17 protein-coding genes are annotated in these 15484 nt (G+C 68.7%); 11 read left to right on the top strand and 6 right to left on the bottom strand.

Annotated features, from left to right (window positions below; all coding sequences use genetic code 11):
* The first annotated feature begins 206 nt into the window (after positions 1–206).
* Positions 207–1262, top strand: a complete 1056-nt coding sequence (locus ACT3CF_RS04045) for a threonine aldolase family protein (RefSeq protein ID WP_478420537.1) — start codon at positions 207–209, stop codon at positions 1260–1262.
* Between the two features lie 80 nt (positions 1263–1342).
* Here ACT3CF_RS04045 and ACT3CF_RS04040 read toward each other — a convergent pair whose 3' ends face one another.
* From ACT3CF_RS04040 to ACT3CF_RS04015, 6 genes are all read right to left on the bottom strand, one after another.
* A complete protein-coding gene (locus ACT3CF_RS04040) occupies positions 1343–1990 on the bottom strand; it encodes a hemerythrin domain-containing protein (protein ID WP_478420536.1) in 648 nt (215 codons plus the stop codon).
* A 73-nt stretch (positions 1991–2063) separates the two neighbouring features.
* Positions 2064–2873 (bottom strand): pyrroline-5-carboxylate reductase, encoded by an 810-nt coding sequence (proC, locus tag ACT3CF_RS04035; protein ID WP_478420534.1) that lies wholly within the window; start codon positions 2871–2873, stop codon positions 2064–2066.
* Positions 2870–3376, bottom strand: a complete 507-nt coding sequence (locus ACT3CF_RS04030) for a type III secretion system chaperone family protein (protein ID WP_478420532.1) — start codon at positions 3374–3376, stop codon at positions 2870–2872. The genes proC and ACT3CF_RS04030 overlap by 4 nt, the downstream gene beginning before the upstream one ends.
* Before the next feature lie 114 nt (positions 3377–3490).
* Complete coding sequence (locus ACT3CF_RS04025) at positions 3491–3766, bottom strand: accessory factor UbiK family protein (protein WP_478420531.1); 276 nt, start codon at positions 3764–3766, stop codon at positions 3491–3493.
* Between the two features lie 22 nt (positions 3767–3788).
* The gene (locus ACT3CF_RS04020; protein ID WP_478420529.1) at positions 3789–4346 is read right to left on the bottom strand and encodes a TspO/MBR family protein; all 558 of its coding nucleotides are present in this window, start codon (positions 4344–4346) and stop codon (positions 3789–3791) included.
* Positions 4347–4457: 111 nt separating this feature from the next.
* Complete coding sequence (locus ACT3CF_RS04015; RefSeq protein ID WP_478420527.1) at positions 4458–5192, bottom strand: TlyA family RNA methyltransferase; 735 nt, start codon at positions 5190–5192, stop codon at positions 4458–4460.
* A 129-nt stretch (positions 5193–5321) separates the two neighbouring features.
* Between ACT3CF_RS04015 and ACT3CF_RS04010 the strand changes: the two genes are divergently transcribed.
* The 10 genes from ACT3CF_RS04010 (at position 5322) to ACT3CF_RS03965 (ending at position 15366) form a co-directional block, all read left to right on the top strand.
* On the top strand, positions 5322–5999 hold the full coding sequence (locus ACT3CF_RS04010; RefSeq protein ID WP_478420525.1) for an RBBP9/YdeN family alpha/beta hydrolase: 678 nt from the start codon (positions 5322–5324) through the stop codon (positions 5997–5999).
* Between the two features lie 313 nt (positions 6000–6312).
* Positions 6313–6693 (top strand): MerC domain-containing protein, encoded by a 381-nt coding sequence (locus tag ACT3CF_RS04005; protein WP_478420523.1) that lies wholly within the window; start codon positions 6313–6315, stop codon positions 6691–6693.
* A 55-nt stretch (positions 6694–6748) separates the two neighbouring features.
* Positions 6749–7207 (top strand): Fur family transcriptional regulator, encoded by a 459-nt coding sequence (locus tag ACT3CF_RS04000; protein ID WP_478421342.1) that lies wholly within the window; start codon positions 6749–6751, stop codon positions 7205–7207.
* 70 nt (positions 7208–7277) lie between these two features.
* Entirely contained in the window at positions 7278–9203 is a 1926-nt protein-coding gene (gene dxs, locus ACT3CF_RS03995) for a 1-deoxy-D-xylulose-5-phosphate synthase (protein ID WP_478420522.1), read from the top strand.
* Positions 9204–9514: 311 nt separating this feature from the next.
* Positions 9515–10537, top strand: coding sequence for a COX15/CtaA family protein (locus ACT3CF_RS03990; protein WP_478420520.1), 1023 nt, complete (start codon positions 9515–9517; stop codon positions 10535–10537).
* An 11-nt stretch (positions 10538–10548) separates the two neighbouring features.
* Positions 10549–10863, top strand: a complete 315-nt coding sequence (cutA, locus tag ACT3CF_RS03985; protein WP_478420518.1) for a divalent-cation tolerance protein CutA — start codon at positions 10549–10551, stop codon at positions 10861–10863.
* Positions 10864–11007: 144 nt separating this feature from the next.
* A complete protein-coding gene (gene rplM / locus ACT3CF_RS03980) occupies positions 11008–11487 on the top strand; it encodes a 50S ribosomal protein L13 (protein WP_478420516.1) in 480 nt (159 codons plus the stop codon).
* Positions 11487–12020 carry a 30S ribosomal protein S9 gene (rpsI, locus tag ACT3CF_RS03975; protein WP_478420514.1) on the top strand — a complete coding sequence of 178 codons (534 nt, stop codon included), beginning with the start codon at positions 11487–11489 and terminating at the stop codon, positions 12018–12020. The genes rplM and rpsI overlap by 1 nt, the downstream gene beginning before the upstream one ends.
* A 268-nt stretch (positions 12021–12288) precedes the next feature.
* Positions 12289–13974, top strand: coding sequence for a DUF1800 domain-containing protein (locus ACT3CF_RS03970; protein ID WP_478420512.1), 1686 nt, complete (start codon positions 12289–12291; stop codon positions 13972–13974).
* 12 nt (positions 13975–13986) lie between these two features.
* Positions 13987–15366 (top strand): DUF1501 domain-containing protein, encoded by a 1380-nt coding sequence (locus ACT3CF_RS03965; RefSeq protein WP_478420510.1) that lies wholly within the window; start codon positions 13987–13989, stop codon positions 15364–15366.
* Positions 15367–15484: the final 118 nt, after the last annotated feature.

The following is a 15484-nucleotide window of genomic DNA, read 5'->3' as shown; positions in this document are numbered from 1 at the left end:
GGTGCCCGCCCCGCCATGCCGGCGGACGGGATCGGTAGCCAGAGCGACATAGACATCCAGAGTCGGGCTTTGGTCCGACACCAACCTGTCCCGATCAAGGTGGTGCCCCCGGCAACGGGGGGATGTGGCCGAAATGGCAACAACGGGGAAGCGGCCCACGCCGCCCTGCCATCGTTTCCGGGACTTGAGACGGCGAAAGGGAAGACGTGTTCAAGGGCCTGCAGCAATTCGCGAGCGACAACTATGCCGGCGTTTGCCCGGAGGCCTGGGCGGCGATGGAAGCGGCGAACCGCGGCTATGCCCAGCCTTATGGCGAGGATTCGGTGACGGCGGATGCCGCCGACGCGATCCGCACGCTGTTCGAAAGCGACTGCGAGGTGTTCTTCGCCTTCAACGGCACCGCGGCCAATTCGCTGGCGCTCGCCGCGTTGTGCCAGTCCTATCACAGCGTGATCTGCTCGTCCTCGGCGCATGTCGAGACCGACGAGTGCGGCGCGCCGGAGTTCTTCTCGAACGGGTCGAAGCTGCTGGCGGTCCCCTCCCCCGGCGGCAAGCTGACGCCCGACGCGATCCGCGCGATCGCCACCAGCCGGTCGGACATCCATTTCCCCAAGCCGCGCGCGGTGACGATCACCCAGCCGACCGAAACCGGCCAGATCTATTCGCTCGACGAAATCCGCGGCATCGCGGCGGTATGCCGTGAACTCGGGCTGCGGCTGCACATGGACGGCGCGCGCTTTGCCAATGCCTGCGCCACGCTCGGCTGCTCGCCTGCGGAAATGACGTGGCGCTCGGGCGTCGACGTGCTGTGCTTCGGCGGCACCAAGAACGGCATGGCGATCGGCGAGGCGATCCTGTTCTTCGATCACGCCTGTGCCGAGGATTTCGGCTATCGCTGCAAACAGGCGGGGCAGCTCGCGTCCAAGATGCGCTACCTCACCGCGCCGTGGATCGGCATGCTCGAAAGCGGCGCCTGGCTGAAGAACGCCGTCCACGCCAATCGCTGCGCGCGCCAGCTCGAGGCGATGGTCGCGGGGCTGCCGGGGGTCGAGGTGATGTTCCCGGTCGAATCGAACGCGGTGTTCCTGCGCGCCGACGAGGCGGTGCTCGCCGCGCTGCGTGCGCGCGGCTGGCATTTCTACACCTTCATCGGCGGCGGGGCGCGCTTCATGTTCGCATGGGACGCCGATCCCGCGCGCGTCGAGGCGCTGGGCCGCGACATCGGCGAGGTCGCGCGCGAGGCACAGCGCCGCGCCGCCTGAGCGCGGCGCGCCGTCGCCCGCGACGACCGCGACCACCGCATGGGGGGGGGCGCCCGTCCGGCGCCTCCCCCGCGTGCCGGTCAGGCGACCTTGAAGCCTTCCTTGTTCATCGCCAGCGTCAGCGCCTTGTTCTTTTCCTCGGAAAGCTGGCTGCGCAGCATCGGGAACAGCTTCAGCTCCTCCTCCTGCATATGCTCCTCAAGGTCGGCACGGAAACTGCGCACCTTGGCGATCCATTCGGGCGAATGGGTCGGCATCGTCTCGAGTTCATAGAGGAACTGCTTGACGTAGCCATGCTCCTTGTTGAGCTGGTCCGCCGCCTCCTGCTGGCCGATCTGGCGCAGCGCGGGATAGATCACATTCTCTTCCTCGATCGCATGCTTGGTCAGGGCATGCTTGAGGTGGGTGAGCAGCATGTTGCGGCGCATCGTCGCGCGCTCGTCGGTCGCCTCCAGCGTGTCGAACACCTTCAGCACCGCCTGGTGCTCGGCGACCAGCGCCTCGTCCCAGTTGCCGGCCAGCGCGGTCGGCGCCTGCACCGCCGCCTTGCGGCCCAGCATCGCGAGCAGCCCCAGCGCCGCGCCGCCTGCGACCGCCCCGGCAACCATGCCCAGGCTGCCGCCCTTGCCGGCGTTGCCGCCGTTGCCGCCGTTGCCGTTGCGGCCGCCATTGCCGTTGCCGGACTTGAAACGTCCCTTGGTGTCGCGCGTGGCCGTTTTCGTCGCCATTTGAACCTCCCAGAGCAATCCGAACGATATTTCGGAAGGGAGAACCCCCGGCGCGGGCGGGCGTTCCCGGGGGTCAGCCGCGCGCTTCGGCGGCCATGGCGCGGTTGCGCGCGTCCGACGCGGCGAGCGTGGCCGTCAGCAGCCGTTTGAGCGCATCGTCACGGTCGAGCACGTTCAGCCCCTCGCGCGTCGAACCGCCCGGGCTGGCGACCCGATCGGCAAGCACCGCGGGCGACACATCGGCTTGGGCGGCGAGCAGTCCCGATCCCTCGACGGTCGCGATCGCCAGCCGCTGCGCCTGGTCGGCGGGCAGGCCCAGCGCGGCGCCCGCCTCGGCCAGCGCGTCGATGAAGCGGAACAGGAAGCCCGGGCCGCATCCCGAAAGCGCGGTGACGGCGTCGAACAGCCGCTCCTCGGCGATCCATTCGACGAGCCCCAGCGGCCCGACGAGCTGTTCGGCGATGCGGCGGATGCGCGGATCGTTCGATTCCGAATGGAGCGCGACCACGCCCTTGCCGATCGAAACGGGCAGGTTGGGCATCGCACGCACGACCACCTGCGCGCCGAAGCTTTCGTACAGCACCGCTTCCTCGACGCCCGCGAGGATCGACAGCATCAGCGGCGTGCCCGCCACCTGGGCGCCGATCGCGGCGGAAACGGCGCGGAGCTGCTGCGGCTTGACCGCCAGCACCACCGTCGCGGGCACCTCGTCGGGCGGCGGCGCCGCCATCAGCCGCACGCCGCGCGGCACCGCGGGGGCGCCGGGATCGATGACGATGATCCGCGACGGGTTGATGTCGCTTTCGACCCAGCGGCGCAGCATCGCGCCGCCCATGTTGCCGCAACCGACCAGCCAGATATTGCCTGCCAACACGTCGCTCATGCCTCGCCCTGCGTCTCGATCAGCGCCGCGGCGATCGCGTCCGCGGGGCTCTTGCCGCCCCACAGCACGAACTGGAAGACGGGGTAGAAACGTTCGCACTCGTCGATCGCGCTCTCGACCAGCAGCTCGGCCTGGTGGAGCGACAGCGTCGGGCCTTCGGCATTGTCGATCATCGCCGCGTGGCGATACAGCAGGATGCCGCTCGCCGACCACAGCTCGAAATGGCCGATCCAGAGCTGTTCGTTGACCAGCCCGACCGTCTCGTACAGCGCGGCGCGGCGTTCGTCGGGCACGCGGATGTCCGGAAAGCCCAGGAACTGGAGAACGCCGTCCTCCTCGCGCCAGATCGCGCGCAGCTCATATTCGGTCCAGCTGCCCTTGACGCGCGCGACGATCTCGTCGTCCTCGCGTTCGTGCGACCAGCCATGCGCCGCGAAATAGCTTTCCAGCATGTCGATCGGCGCAGCGTCGTCGCGGTCGAACTCGGCCTCGTCGAGCATCATTACCTCCACACGCCGGGATTGGCGGGACCGATTCCTGCCAATCCGATTCGCGCGGCACAAGCCGCACGAATCGGGCAACGGCGAAAAGCTGTGGACAAGCCCGGGGCGCGCGACTCAGGCGTCGCCGGCCGCCGGGGGCGTCTTGCCCGCCACCAGCGCCTCCAGCGCTTCGAGCCGCGCCTTGAGCACGTCCACCTCGTCGCGCGCCGCGACCGCGATCGCCTTCATCGCGTCGAATTCGTCGCGGCTGACGAAATCCAGCCCGCCGATCCATTCGCGCGCACGCTCGCGCGCCGCGGACTCGGTCTCGCGTGCCATGCCGGCTACGGTGCCAGCCGCTCCGTTCACGAACTTCACGAAATCGTCGAACAGGCGGTTGTCGGTCTGCATGATCCAAAATCCCAAAAACGCTTCAGCGAATCCGGATTTGGTCCTCCGCGGGCGCCGACACAAGGCTTTCCGCATCCGGATTGAGCTTCAGGATCTGATAATTCAGCGTCGAGGCGAAGCAGAGCCAGCCCAGATACGGGATCAGCATCACCGCCGCGACGCGCCGCACGCGCCAGAACAGCACGATCGTCGCCGCCACCACGACGATCAGCGCGCCGATGATCGCCAGCGCGAGCGAGACGCGATGCGCGGCAAAGAACACCGGCGACCATGCCAGGTTGAGCGCCAGCTGCGTCCAGAACAGCCCCAGCGCCAGCCCGCGCCCCGGCGCGCCGCGCGCGTTGATGACCATCGCGACCGCCAGCCCCATCAGCACGTACAGCAGCGTCCACGCGATCGGGAACGCGATCGCCGGCGGCTGGAAGTCCGGCTTGCGCAGCGCCATGTACCACGCATTCTCGGCGCCCGCGGGCGCCAGCCGGGACGATGCAAGTCCCAGCAACAGGATGAACGGCACCGTCACCACCGCCCAACGCAAATAGGCCCAGCGCAGCTGGTCCTTCGACGCGATCTCTCTCAATCCCCCGACTCCATCCCTGGTGCCCGCCCGCCAGCGGCTAAGGCACCGATATCGCCGGGCGCTTTCCTAGTGGCTTTTGGGGGCGCGAGGAAGCGGCCAAACCCGCCCCGTTCAGGGACGGGTCGCGCCGATCAGGAACTCGACATTGCCCTCCGGCCCGGTGATCGGGCTGGTCGTGATTCCCGCGACGTCCCAGCCGCTTGCGGTCAGCCATGCCGCCACCGCGTCGCACACGCGGGCATGGACCGCGGGGTCGCGCACCACGCCGCCCTTGCCCACCTCGGCGCGTCCCGCCTCGAACTGCGGCTTGATGAGCGCCGCCAGCCGCGCGCCGGGCCGGGTAAAGCCCAGCGGCACCTCCAGCACCTTGGCCAGCCCGATGAAACTCGCGTCACATACCACCAGGTCGATCGGCTCGGGGATGTGCGCGGGGGTCAGGATGCGCGCGCTCGTCTGTTCGTGGACGACGACGCGCGGGTCCTGCCGCAGCTTCCACGCCAGCTGGTTGGTGCCGCTGTCGACGGCATAGACGCGCGCCGCCCCCCTGGTCAGCAGCACGTCGGTGAAGCCGCCGGTCGACGATCCCACGTCGATCGCCACCGCGCCGGTGACGTCCCAGCCGAAATGGTCGAGCGCATGCGCCAGCTTGATCCCCCCGCGCGACACCCATGGATGGTCGCGCCCGCGCACCTCGATCGCGGCGTCGGGGGCAAGCGGCTGGCCCGGCTTTTCCACCTTGCGGTCGCCGGCAAAGACCAGCCCCGCCATGATGAGCGCCTGGGCGCGCGTGCGGCTTTCCGCCAGCCCGCGGTCGACAAGGATCTGGTCCGCTCTCTGCTTGGCCATGCCGCCCTTTAGGCCCGGCGCTCGGCCCGGCGCAACCGCCCCTCGCCCCGGCGCAGCCGCGATTGCACAGCAAGTTGATGGATATTACACCATAGGTCCGGCCAAGCCCCTCTGCATGGAGAGGAACGCATGACCAGTCTGTCACGCCCCGACGAAGCGGGGCCGATCGTCCTTACCGTGCCCGGCCTGGGCAGTTCGGGGCCGGCGCACTGGCAGACGCTGTGGGAACAGTCGCGGCCCGACACGCACCGCGTCGAACTCGGCATGTGGGACAAGCCGCATCGCAATGCCTGGGTCACGCGGCTCGATCAGGCGATCCGCACCGCCCGCGCGCCCGTCGTCCTCGTCGCGCACAGCCTCGGCTGTCTCGCGGTCGCCTGGTGGGCCGAACTCGCCCGCCAGCCCTTCGGCTGGCCCGTCGCCGGCGCGCTGCTCGTCGCGCCCGCCGATGTCGATCGCGCCGACGCCGCATCCGAACTGCGCGCGTTCAGCCCCACGCCCGGCGCGCCGCTGCCCTTCCCCTCGATCGTCGTCGCAAGCACCGACGACCCCTGGGTCACGATCGAAAAGGCGCGCAGCCTCGCCGCCGGCTGGGGCAGCCTGTTCGTCGATGCGGGGGCACAGGGCCATCTCAACGCGGCAAGCGGGATCGGCTGGTGGGCCGAGGGCCAGGCGCTGCTCGACCGCGTGCTCGATGCCGCCAGCGGCCCCGGCGCCCGGCTCCGATCGACCGCGGAGGCGCGCGCACTGCTCGCGGTGAGCGCAACCGACGCGGCGCAGGCGCATTATCTGGGGGCGGGCCGATGACGATGGTTCGCCCCCGCATCCCCGGCTTGGGGGTGGGCAGCGCTGCCCTCTTCATGCCATGGTGTGCGGGAAAGATGCTTCACACGCTGCGGGCCTGACGGCTCGGCGGTGGGCGTGGCCGGGTGGCGTACCCTAGAGCGCCACCCGGTTCATGCGCCCTCCCCCGTCCCCGCGCGCGACCCCGCCGCCGCGCTGCGCCCGCCCGCGATCGGATCCGACAACGCCGCCCCGCGACCGCACCCCGCGCGCCGCCCGCGCGAGCCCAGCGATGTTATGTTGTACCGTTCGCCGAACGCGCCTATATGCGGGCGCCATGGCGACGACTCTGCCACTTCCCCGGCTGGCCCTGCGGCCCAATCTCGATCGCCTCGCGATCGGGCTCAGCGGGTTGTGCCTGGTCCATTGCGTCGCCACCACGGTGCTGCTCACTTTGGTCTCGTCGGCGGGTGCGCTCGTCCACCCCGCGATTCACGAGATCGGGCTGGCGCTCGCGATCGTCTTCGCGGTGATCGCGCTCGGCAAGGGCGCGATGGAGCACGGCGCGATGGCCCCCGCTGCGGTCGGCGCCTTCGGCATCGGCATCATGGCGGGCGCGCTGTCGATCCCGCACGGCCTGTTCGAAACGATGTGGACGCTGGTCGGCGTCAGCCTCGTCGCGCTCGGCCACGCGCTCAACCGCCGCGCCCACGGCTGATCGCCCCGCCGTGCCGCGGCTTGCCGCGCGACGGCCGCACGCCTAAATGCACGCCATGCACGCGCACCAGCATCACGAGCATGAAGGCGCCGCCCTGACGCGCGCCGCCCAGGCCACGCTGCTCAAGACCGGCGAGCAGTGGACGGCGATGCGCGAGCGCGTGTTCGAGGCGCTGGCGGGCTTCGATCGCCCCGCCTCGGCCTATGACATCGCCGAAGCGGTGTCGAAGGCAGAGGGGCGCCGCGTCGCCGCCAACAGCATCTATCGCATCCTCGACCTGTTCGTCGGCGCCAACCTCGCGCGGCGCGTCGAAAGCGCCAACGCCTATGTCGCCAACGCGCACCCCGACTGCATGCACGACTGCATCTTCCTCGTGTGCGATTCGTGCGGACAGACGACGCATATCGACGACGACAGCATCACCGGCCGCGTCCGCGAGGCGGCCGAGCGCGTCGGCTTCACCCCGATCCGCCCGGTGATCGAGGTGCGCGGCCGCTGCCGCAACTGCGCCTGAACCCTGTCCATTCGGGAAATCCCGGATCGAACCATTCGACTTGGCTTTCCGGTTAAGCTAACGGTGATGCATGGCTGACCTTCCCAAGACGCCGCTGCTCGACACGGTCGACACGCCCGCAGACCTTCGCAAGCTGAAGCCCGCGGATCTGAGACAACTCGCCGACGAACTGCGCGCCGAAGTGATCTCGGCGGTGGGCGTCACCGGCGGCCATCTCGGGTCGGGGCTGGGCGTCGTCGAACTGACGACTGCGATCCACTATGTGTTCAACACGCCCGACGACAAGCTGATCTGGGACGTGGGGCATCAATGCTACCCGCACAAGATCCTCACCGGGCGGCGCGGCCGCATCCGCACGCTGCGTCAGGGCGGCGGCCTGTCGGGTTTCACCAAGCGCACCGAAAGCGAATATGACCCGTTCGGCGCGGCGCACAGCTCGACGTCGATCTCGGCCGCGCTCGGTTTCGCCGTCGCCAACAAGCTCGCCGACCGGCCGGGCAAGGCGATCGCGGTGATCGGCGACGGCGCGATGAGCGCGGGCATGGCCTATGAGGCGATGAACAACGCCGAACAGGCGGGCAACCGGCTGATCGTGATCCTCAACGACAACGACATGTCGATCGCGCCGCCGGTCGGCGGTCTCTCCGCCTATCTCGCGCGGATGGTGTCGTCGTCCGAATATCTCGGGCTGCGCAACTTCGCGAAGCGCGCGATCCGCCGCCTGTCGCGCCGCGCGCACAACGCCGCCGAACGGGCCGAGGAATTCGCGCGCGGCATGGCGACCGGCGGGACGCTGTTCGAGGAACTGGGCTTCTATTATGTCGGCCCGATCGACGGCCACAATCTCGATCACCTGATTCCGGTGCTCGAAAATGTCCGCGATTCCGAACACGGTCCCATCCTCGTCCATGTCGTCACCAAAAAGGGCAAGGGCTATGCCCCGGCCGAGGCGGCGGCGGACAAGTATCACGGCGTCCAGAAATTCGACGTCATCACCGGCGCCCAGGCCAAGGCACCGCCGGGACCGCCCAGCTACACCAACGTGTTCGCCCAGGCGCTCGTGGCCGAGGCGGATCGCGATCCCACCGTGTGCGCGATCACCGCGGCGATGCCGTCGGGCACCGGGCTCGACAAGTTCCAGGCGCTGTTCCCCGATCGCACCTTCGACGTCGGCATCGCCGAACAGCACGCCGTCACCTTCGCCGCCGGGCTGGCGGCGCAGGGGATGCGTCCGTTCTGCGCGATCTATTCGACCTTCCTTCAGCGCGCCTATGACCAGGTGGTCCACGACGTCGCGATCCAGAACCTGCCGGTGCGCTTCGCGATCGACCGTGCCGGGCTCGTCGGCGCCGACGGGGCGACCCATGCCGGCAGCTTCGACGTGACCTATCTTGCCAGCCTGCCCAATTTCGTCGTGATGGCCGCGGCGGACGAGGCCGAGCTGGTCCACATGACGCACACCGCCGCGCTGCACGACAGCGGCCCGATCGCGCTGCGCTATCCGCGCGGCAACGGCGTCGGCGTCGCGATGCCCGAAAAGCCCGAGCGGCTCGAAATCGGCAAGGGCCGCATCGTGCGCGAGGGCAAGACGGTCGCGATCCTGTCGCTCGGCACGCGCCTCGCCGAAGCGCTCAAGGCCGCCGACGCGCTCGAGGCGCGCGGGCTGTCGACCACCGTCGCCGACATGCGCTTCGCCAAGCCGCTCGACGAGGCGCTGATCCGCCGCCTGCTCGGCACGCACGAAGTCGCGGTGACGATCGAGGAAGGCGCGATCGGCGGCTTCGGCGCGCATGTGCTGACGCTGGCCAGCGACGAAGGGCTGATCGACGCGGGCCTCAAGCTGCGCACGATGCGCCTGCCCGACCTGTTCCAGGACCAGGACAAGCCCGAAAAACAATATGACGAGGCGCGCCTCAACGCGGCGCACATCGTCGAAACCGTGCTCAAGGCCCTGCGCTACAACGAAACCGAACTCGCCGACGGCGCGCGGGCGTGATCCGGCGCGGGGGAGGCGCCGGCCCGCGCGCCGGCGCTTCCCCGCCCCGCCGTACCGGCAAGGCTTCCAAAATAGGATTTCGCATCGCATAGACTGGGCGATGCGTATCGCGACCCGCCTGCCCCGTTGCGCGCGGCCGTTCCGGCCGGTCGTCGCGGCGCCCCGCGCAAAGTGTACGAATGAAGCGCGCCACCCTTCACTTTGCGCGCGCGGGTGGCTCGCCTCGCATGTCGTCGCGGCTTCCCGAAAGTCCATCGACAAGCGGCTGGCGTGCGCATTCGCCGCGGCTTACATCACGGAACGTGCTGCAGATGTCCTTGCTCCCCCTCACCGCGCGCCCGCGCGCCGTCGCCAACTGGCTGTTCGTCGTGGCGGCCCTGATCGTGCTGATGGTCGCGGTCGGCGGCATCACGCGGCTCACCGAATCGGGGCTGTCGATCACGCAGTGGAAACCGATCAGCGGGATCGTGCCGCCGCTCAACGATGCGCAGTGGCAGGCCGAGTTCGAGAATTACCAGCGCATCCCGCAATATTATGAACAGAATGCCGGGATGACGCTCGCCGGGTTCAAGGCGATCTTCTTCTGGGAATATGTCCACCGGCTGCTCGGGCGCGTGATCGGCTTCGCCTTCCTGCTCCCGCTGATCTGGTTCGCGGTGCGTCGCCAGATCCCGCGCGGCTACCTGCCCCGCATCGTCGCGCTGCTCGCGCTCGGCGGGCTTCAGGGCGCGTTCGGCTGGCTGATGGTCCGCTCGGGGCTCAGCGACCGCACCACCGTCAGCCATTACTGGCTGTCGGTGCATCTGCTCACCGCGCTGTTCACGCTCGCCGGCGTGGTGTGGACCGCGCTCGATCTGCGCCAGCTCGTCTGGAACCCGGTCGCGCGGCCCGCGCGCCTGCCGGGGCTGGGCATCGTCGTCGGCGCGGTGCTGTTCGTCCAGCTCTTCTACGGCGCGCTCGTCGCCGGGCTGCGCGCGGGGCACGTCACCAACCAGTGGCCGCTGATGAACGGCCATTTCTATCCCGGGCCGACGCTCACCGGGCTCGATCCGCTCGGCTTCCTCACCGCCGATCCGGCGATCACCCATTTCATCCACCGCTGGTGGGCGTGGGTCGTCGTCGCGGCGCTGGTGGTGCTCGCACGCGCGGTGCGCGGGATCGACCGGCGCGCCTCGATCGCGATCCACAGCGCGTTCGGCACGCAGATCCTGCTCGGCATCGCGACGGTGATGACCGACGTCAACGTGCCGCTCGCCGCGCTCCACCAGTTGACCGGCGCGCTCGTCGTGATCGCGACGACCTGGGGCATCCACAGCCTCGGCGTGCGGCGCTGACGGCGGCGGGAATGACGGTCGAGATCGCGCTGCTCTACTGCACCTTCGCCGATGCCGAATCGGCGGCGCGCGTCGCGCGTGCGGTGGTCGACGAACGCCTCGCCGCCTGCGCCAATCTGGGCGGCGGCATCCGTTCGATCTATCGCTGGGCGGGCGCGGTCGAGACCGCCGACGAGGTGCCCGTGCTGTTCAAGACCGCGCCCGCATGTGCCGCGGCGCTCGCCGCGCGCATCGCCGCGCTCCACGATTACGACCTCGCCGTCGTCGAAAGCTGGACCGCGCGCGTCGCGCCGGCAGTGGCGGCGTGGATCGCCGCCGAAACGTGAGGCGACGCCGCTTAGGGTATTTAGATACCCGTCAGCAAACCCGCCGATTTGCTTGACTTTCACGGCATCATCGGCCAAATGGCCCGCGATCGCGCTGCCGGCAACGGTGGCGCGCTTGCATTTCACACGAAAGGTCCCGGCCCCATGAAGGAGCTGATGAAGACCACCAAGTCGGTAAAGCCGCACGAGGTGGAAAAGAAGTGGCATCTGATCGATGCCGAAGGTCTGGTGGTCGGCCGCGCGGCGGTGATCATCGCCAACCTCCTGCGCGGCAAGCACAAGACGAGCTTCACCCCGCACGTCGATTGCGGTGACAATGTCATCGTCATCAACGCGGACAAGGTGCGCTTCACCGGCCGCAAGCTGACGCAGAAGCTCTATTACAAGCACACCGGCTATCCGGGTGGCCTCAAGGAAGTCCGCGCCGACAAGGTTCTCGGCGGCCGCTTCCCCGAGCGCGTGCTCGAAAAGGCGATCGAGCGCATGATCCCGCGCGGCCCGCTGGGCCGTCAGCAGATGCGCAACCTGCGCATCTACAAGGGCGCTGAGCACCCCCACGCGGCGCAGAACCCCGAAGTCCTGGATATCGCGGGCCTGAACCGCAAGAACAAGGTGGGCGCATAATGTCCGACAACCGCCAGTCCCTTTCCGATCTGGGCAACCTGACCCAGGGTGTGGCGCCTGCCGCCACCACCACCGACGCCGCCGTTGCGGCGCCCGTCGCGCCGGAAGCTCCGGCGGCGCCGCTGCGCCAGCAGGAACTCGACAAGTTCGGCCGCGCCTATGCGACCGGCCGTCGTAAGGACGCCGTGGCGCGCGTTTGGCTCAAGCCCGGCACCGGCAAGATCACGATCAACGGTCGTGACCAGGAAGTCTATTTCGCGCGTCCGACGCTGCGCCTCGTCATCAACCAGCCGTTCGGCGTTGCCGATCGCGCGGGCCAGTATGACGTCGTCTGCACCGTCAAGGGCGGCGGCCTTTCGGGCCAGGCCGGCGCGGTCAAGCACGGCATTGCCCAGGCGCTCAGCCGCTTCGAACCGGCGCTGCGCAGCGCGGTCAAGAAGGCCGGCTTCCTGACCCGCGACAGCCGCGTCGTCGAACGTAAGAAGTACGGCAAGGCCAAGGCCCGCCGCAGCTTCCAGTTCTCGAAGCGCTGATCGGCGTTCGCCTTTTTGCAAGGGCAGGCAAGGGGTGGTCCGGCAACGGGCCGCCCCTTTCCATTTGGTTCCGCTCGGTTCGTCGCATTTTCGGCCGACGCGATTGCCGTTGCGGCCGCGCAACGGGCCAGCCCCGCCGCCGCTTCCACGCGTCCGCGACGGTTTGGTTACAATTTCCTTAGGTATTTCTACAAGTTGGCGGCACGCACCGCCCCGCCTATGCAGAATGATGCAGGTTGCGAAGTAGGCAACGGGCGGGGGATTTTCAGTGTTCCGGCAAGCTTTGGCGACCGCGCTCGGCAGCGCGCTTCTGGTTGGTCTTGCGGCATGTGACGGCGGCGGCGGCGGCGGCATGTCCGGCGGCACCGGCGTGGTCACGCCCGCTCCAACGCCGACGCCCACCGCGGCGGTCTTCACCGACGGCGATGCCGCCCGGCTTGCCCGCCAGGCCAGCTTCGGCCCCACCCCCACGCTCGTCGCCCATATCCGCGACGTGGGCGTCGACGCCTGGCTCGACGAGCAGTTCGCCGCGACCGGCAGCAACTATGCCGATCTCGCCAGGCCGGTGCGCCGCGACTTCTGCGCCGGCAACGACAGCCTGTGCCAGCGCCAGAACTTTTCCCGCATCCCGGTGGCGATGCGCTTCTATGCCGATGCGATTGCCGGGCAGGACCAGCTCCGCCAGCGCGTCGCCTTCGCCCTGTCGCAGATCGTCGTCGCGTCCGAGGTCGAGGTCAACGCCACCGCGGGCATCGCCGCGTTCAACCAGATCTTCCTTGACAACGCCTTCGGCAATTATCGCGACATCCTCGCCGCCGCGACGATGAGCGGCTATATGGGCGACTATCTCGACATGGCCGACAGCAACAAGTCGGCCCCGTCGGAGAACTATGCCCGCGAATTGCTCCAGCTCTTCTCGATGGGGCCGGACCAGCTCAACATGGACGGGACGCCCCGGCTCGACGCCAACGGCGCCCGCATTCCCAACTATGGTCCCGACGACATCCGCGGCGTCGCCCGTGCGCTCACCGGCTGGACCTATGCCCGGATCGGCGGCGCGGCGATCACCGACGGCAATGCCCGCGATTATTCGCAGCCGATGATTGCCGTCCCCGCGCGTTACGACACCGGCGCCAAGACCTTTCTGGGCGCCAGCGTTCCCGCCGGCGCGTCACAGGAAGCCAGCGTCGCCGCGGTCGTCGATGCGGCATTCAACCACCCCTCGACCCCGCCCTATATTGCCCGCGCGCTGATCCTGCAGCTCGTCACCGCCAACCCCAGCCCCGCCTATGTCGGGCGCGTCGCCGCGGTGTTCGTCGACAACGGCAAGGGTGTACGCGGCGATCTGAAGGCGGTCGTCCGCGCGATCCTCACCGATGCCGAAGCGCGCGCCCGGCCGGGGGCGGACGCCGGCAAGCTCAAGGAACCGGTGCTGCTGATGACGGCACTCGCCCGGGCCGTCGGCTTCACCACCGACGGTTATGTGTTCACCACCCGCGACGCCGCGCTGGGCGAGGCGGTGATGCGCTCGCCCTCGGTGTTCAACTTCTATCCGCCCGACTTCCCGCTGCCCGGAAGCGCAACGCTGCACAGCCCCACCTCGAAGCTGCTCAACACGCCCAACGTGCTGCGCTGGCACAATTTCGTCTATGACTGGACGATCGGCGGCGACGCTACCCGCGCCGAATTCGCGCTCGACTCCGGCCTGCCCAATTCGGCGCTCACCCAGCCGATGTGGAGCGGCTGGGAGTCGCTGGGTACCGACGTCGACGCCATGGTCGCGCGAATCGACCTGCTCCTGTTCGCCAATACGCTGACCCAGGCGCAGAAGAATGCGCTCAAGGCAGCCGCGGTGGCGATCACCAACACCGACCCGGCCGTGCAGGCGCGGCGGCGTGCGCAGACGCTGCTCTACGTCGCCGCATCGAGCCCCCTGTTTCTGGTCGATCGTTAAGCGAGGCCCTCCATGACGCTTTCCCGACGCGATTTCGTCCGCCTCGCCGCCGGCACCGGCGCCATGGCCGCCATCGGCCAACTGGGCCGCACCACCGCAATTGCAGCGCCGAACGGCAGCTATCGCGCGATGGTCGGCGTGTTCCTGTTCGGCGGCAATGACGGCTGGAACATGGTGATTCCCACCGATTCGCGCCACGCCGCCTATCTCTCGGCGCGCGGCTCGGTCGGGATCAAGGCCGGTTCGCTCACCGCGCTCACCGGCGCGCCCTATGCGCTTCATCCCGCGATGTCGGCGCTGCGACCGGTGTGGGACGAGGGCGCGCTCGCGCTCGTCCTCAACGCCGGCACGCTGTTCGCCCCGCTGTCCAAGGCGACCTATCGCGCCCGCGCCGATCTGCGCCCCACCAACCTGATGAGCCATTCGGACGAGCAGGCGCATTGGCAGGGGCTGCGCGCGCGCGATTTCGGCAATGACGGTTTCATGGGACGGATCACCGACCGGATGAGCGTGTCGGGGATGCCGCCGATGATCTCGCTGGCGGGATCGAACCTGATCACCATCGGCCGCACCAGTTCGGCGATGGTCCTGCCCTCGACCGGAACGCTGACACGCAGCGGCTATGCCGCCGGGGGGAGCGCCGCCAACCAGGCCAAGAACAGCGCGATCGACGCCCTCGCCAACGGCAGCGGCTATGGTGCGATTACCGAAGCGACGGCGCGCGACATCAACGCCGCCTATGGCCAGGCGATCACCGCCAATGCCATCCTGACGGCGACGAGCACCGTCGACGGCTATTTCGTCAACCCGAGCAGCGGGGCGGCGCTGACCAGCGACGTCGCCCGCCAGTTGATGCGCGTCGCCCGGATGATCGAGGCGCGCGCGACGCTGGGCCATGGCCGCCAGACCTTCTTTGTCAGCCAGGGCGGCTTCGACAACCATTCGGGACAGGTCGCCGGCACCGACAATCTCGGCGGCGCGCATGGCGGGCTGCTGTCCGACCTGGCGATGGCGCTCGCCGCCTTCTATCGAGCGATGAAGGCGCTGGGATTGTCCGAGAACGTCACTGCGTTCACGATGAGCGACTTCGGGCGCACCTACAAGGGCAACGCCCAGGCGGGGACCGACCATGCGTGGGGCAGCAATCATCTGGTCGTCGGCGGCAATGTCGCGCCCGGCGGCATTTTCGGGCGCTATCCCGACCCGGTGCTCGGCGGCAACGACGACATCAGCAGCGAAGGGCGGTTCATCCCGGCGGTCGCGCAGGAGGAATATCTGGGAGCGATCGCCCGCTGGCACGGCGTTGCCGATGCAGACCTCCCCTATGTCTTTCCCAACTGGTCGACCTGGTCGACGGGGGATCGCGGACCGCTGCCGCTGTTTCGGAGCTGATCGAAGGGCCGGATCGCCTTCGAGCCGGAATGCCTCTGGCCGGAGCCATTTTCATTATCCTGTAAAAAATAGCAGCAACTGGGGTTGTTTGCTTTTTTCCAGCGACTTAGGCTCCCTC

The organism is Sphingomonas chlorellae (assembly GCF_056485145.1).
This window is presented reverse-complemented; position numbering and strand designations above follow the sequence as displayed.